The organism is Neobacillus piezotolerans (assembly GCF_003362805.1).
Classification (GTDB): Bacteria; Bacillota; Bacilli; order Bacillales; family Cytobacillaceae; genus Bacillus_D; species Bacillus_D piezotolerans.
Window position 1 is genome coordinate 1 of record NZ_QNQT01000028.1, and the last position, 1,810, is coordinate 1,810.

Here is a 1,810-nt window from a genome sequence, read left to right on the forward strand (position 1 = left end):
AGTGTATATTTTAATTTTACCAGGGTTTGGTATAATTTCACATATTATTAGTTATTCAGCGGGAAAGCGGGAGCCGTTCGGGTCTTTAGGGATAATTTATGCTATAGTGAGAATTGGGGTTTTAGGATTTGTGGTTTGGGCTCATCATATGTTTTCAGTAGGGATGGATGTGGATACTCGAGCTTATTTTACTGCGGCTACGATGTTGATTGCGGTTCCTACTGGAATTAAGGTATTTAGTTGGATAGCTACACTGTATGGCTCATATTTTAAGATAGAGTCTCCTTTGCTTTGAAGTGTTGGGTTTATTTACTTATTTACTTTGGGAGGGGTAACTGGAGTTATTTTGTCTAATTCTTCGTTAGATATTGTATTTCATGATACTTATTATGTTGTGGCTCATTTTCATTATGTTTTGAGAATAGGGGCTGTGTTTGCTATTATAGCAGGTGTTTTACACTGATTTCCTTTGTTTTTTGGGGTATCAATAAATGAAATAAAGTTGAAATTACAGTTTTATTTAATGTTTATTGGGGTAAATTTGACGTTTTTTCCTCAGCATTTTTTAGGAATAAATGGGATACCACGGCGGTATTCTGATTATCCAGATGCTTACAGTTTTTGGAATATGGTTTCAACTATAGGGGCTGTTTTGTCTTTTTTTGGAGTGTTGTATTTTGTGCTATTAGTTTGGGAGGGGTTTGTAAAGAGGGAGGCAAATCATGCGTTTTTTGTGGGTACATTTTTAGAGTGACAGTGTAATATTCCTCCGATGTTTCATACTTTTAATCAATTAAATATAATTAATAGGTAATGTGCCTGTATGAGGGTTGGTATATTTTCAGGATAGAAATTCATTTGTGATAGAACAGTTAATGTTTTTTCATGATTTTATTATATTAGTAATAGTGGGAGTGATAGTTTTAGTTGGTTATTTTTTATTTGTAGCATCGGCTGGTTATTTTTATAGTCGAGGAATTTATGAAGGGCAGCGGTTAGAGGGGTTGTGGACTGTTTTACCTGGTATTTTACTAGTATTTATTGTGTTTCCTTCTCTTAAGGTGTTATATTATATAGAGGAAGGAGACAGTGCTGATATAGCTGTTAGGGTAGTTGGGCATCAATGGTTTTGGTCTTATGAATATTTGAGAATACTGTTAGGAGAAATAGAGAGTTATATAAATTCTAGAGGAAAAATTCGTTTGGTGGAAGCTGACAATTGATTATTAGTACCGTTTGGGGTAGGGGTTAGGATAGTAGTTACTTCAATTGATGTAATTCATTCTTGAACGGTTCCGTCTATAGGAGTAAAAACTGATGCTATTCCAGGGCGGCTAAATCAGATTTTTCTCTTTTTTAATCGACCAGGAACATTTGTTGGTCAGTGTTCTGAAATTTGTGGTGCTAATCACAGTTTTATACCGGTGGCTGTAGTAGTGGGGGGAGTTCTAGATTTTTTAAAAAATTTAGTGTAAGTGAATGGCCGAGACAGGTATTAGTTTCTTAAATTAAGCACGAGAGTATAAAGTTTATTTGAATTTTTGTTTGTCAGGCAAAAGGTGAAATTATTCCTCAGTTGAGACCTTTACCGTGATTGATTTTTGTTATGATTAGATTTGTTTCTATTTTATGGGTGGTTATGGTGAGTGAGTGAGTTTTAGGGGGGGCCGAGTTAGAAAAAAAATCTAATAAAGTTGAATTTGGATTAAAATGATAATAAGTTTATTTTCTGTTTTTGATCCTGTTGTGTTGGGGTTTCAGTTGAATTGGTTTTCTGTGTTTGGGGTTTTTATTTTTATTCCAATAACAT

2 protein-coding genes and 1 pseudogene are annotated in these 1,810 nt (G+C 34.1%); all 3 read left to right on the forward strand.

Annotated features, from left to right (window positions below; translation table 11 throughout):
- Position 1 precedes the first annotated feature (1 nt).
- The 3 genes and pseudogenes from DRW41_RS23960 (at position 2) to DRW41_RS23970 (ending at position 1,475) form a co-directional block, all read left to right on the forward strand.
- Positions 2-754, forward strand: a pseudogene (locus tag DRW41_RS23960) (cbb3-type cytochrome c oxidase subunit I).
- A gap of 76 nt (positions 755-830) precedes the next feature.
- Positions 831-1,223: a cytochrome c oxidase subunit II transmembrane domain-containing protein gene (locus DRW41_RS23965; RefSeq protein ID WP_281272346.1), complete on the forward strand. Its 393-nt coding sequence runs from the start codon at positions 831-833 to the stop codon at positions 1,221-1,223.
- Positions 1,224-1,301: 78 nt separating this feature from the next.
- Positions 1,302-1,475 (forward strand): cytochrome c oxidase subunit II, encoded by a 174-nt coding sequence (locus DRW41_RS23970; protein WP_115454243.1) that lies wholly within the window; start codon positions 1,302-1,304, stop codon positions 1,473-1,475.
- Positions 1,476-1,810: the final 335 nt, after the last annotated feature.